The sequence below is a fragment of the Paenalicyclobacillus ferrooxydans genome (genome assembly GCF_001399675.1).
In the GTDB taxonomy this organism is placed as follows: Bacteria; Bacillota; Bacilli; order Alicyclobacillales; family Alicyclobacillaceae; genus Alicyclobacillus_B; species Alicyclobacillus_B ferrooxydans.
Genome location: NZ_LJCO01000087.1, coordinates 1 through 924, shown reverse-complemented (window position 1 = coordinate 924; position 924 = coordinate 1). Strand labels below are relative to the sequence as shown.

Annotated in this window: 2 protein-coding genes; both read left to right on the top strand. The window is 47.6% G+C overall.

The window, feature by feature from the left end; genetic code table 11:
• A partial coding sequence (locus AN477_RS25135) for a hypothetical protein (RefSeq protein ID WP_169787931.1) occupies window positions 1–457 on the top strand: 457 nt, incomplete at its 5' end.
• A 49-nt stretch (window positions 458–506) separates the two neighbouring features.
• On the top strand, window positions 507–924 hold a 418-nt coding region (locus AN477_RS20135), incomplete at its 3' end, for a hypothetical protein (protein ID WP_157062089.1).

Genomic DNA, 924 nt, shown 5'->3' with positions numbered 1-924 from the left:
TCTAACGGTTGTAATGACTGGATGGACACCCGGAGTTGAATATCCATTTGTCTTTCGTGAGCGGACGTATCTCATACAGACGCCTGTTATCGTTTATCGAGTGCGTTGGAGCAACAGCAAAAAGGCGGTCACAGAACTGTCTTTAGCGGTATCGACTGATACAAATGTAACCGCGACATCGACACTGTTTCGGTGGCCGTTTTCAAATGTGTATCGCGATCAGCGGGTATGCTGGACAGCCGAAGTCTCTTGTGAGTTAAGAGAGGTCGTTGAGCGAGGAGTGTTTGGCTTTTTACAAACGCCCAACAACACGCATCTGTACGGCTTAGGTGTTTCGCACAACGCACCCTATCGAGACTACGACGAGTTTCTTGGTGCAGTGCAAGCAAATCAGGGTGTGAATGCCGACTGGTTGATTCCCGCAGGAAAAACCGTGAGTGAGTTCCATCAGGCTTAGTCGGAATGACTGCCTAAAACATATCAACGAAAAAGGGGACATGTTTGTCATGACCATGAACGCACAAACCACAATTTTTGACGCTTTGCCGGAAGAAGAGCGTAATCAATTGATTCCGGTGGATATGACAAAAACGGGGACATCGATAAAGCCCGCCCAGAAAGCAAAATCTGGCGCATCGGTGAAGTCTGCTGAAGAGCCTGAACCAGATGAATACGAGATTGACCGTGTGGTTTATTACGCCGGTCATCGTAAAGTGGTTCCAAGTCGAACGATGAAACTGGAAGAGGTTCGTGCTTGGTTGGAGAGCGAGCACTTTCCTGAACTAACCAAAGAACGTACGGACATGGTATACGACAAGACAACAGGTCACATTGTCCCTGTTTTGAAGGGACACAAAAAGGGTGCTGTGATGACGGTTTACACAGAACATCCTGCGGATCCGATACCTAATTACTATTTCTTGG